The organism is Undibacterium hunanense, assembly GCF_014284335.1.
Classification (GTDB): domain Bacteria; phylum Pseudomonadota; class Gammaproteobacteria; order Burkholderiales; family Burkholderiaceae_D; genus Undibacterium; species Undibacterium hunanense.
Genome location: NZ_JACOGF010000091.1, coordinates 1 through 255, shown reverse-complemented (window position 1 = coordinate 255; position 255 = coordinate 1). Strand labels below are relative to the sequence as shown.

The following is a 255-nucleotide window of genomic DNA, read 5'->3' as shown; positions in this document are numbered from 1 at the left end:
TCACCCAAAACATCGTCAATGCCCGTCTGGCTGTTGACACAGGTACAAGTGACACCGTTGCCCTGACCATCGCTGAAGGTTTGAATACGGATCCACGTTTCAACGTCACCCTGACCACAGGCGCCGCTGAAAACGTCACCATCGTTGATGCTGATTCAGAAAACAACACCGTTGCCCTGGGTAGCGTAGCAGCCCACACAGGCACCGTCACCATCGGTACAGCAGCAGGTGCAGGCAAAGTTGGCGGCTTCATCA

The 255-nt window shown here is 54.9% G+C and carries 1 protein-coding gene; it reads left to right on the top strand.

Features of this window, described 5'->3' with window-relative positions; translation table 11 throughout:
• Nucleotides 1–255: hypothetical protein (locus tag H8L32_RS27455; protein ID WP_186951032.1), on the top strand; the 255-nt coding region annotated here is incomplete at both ends.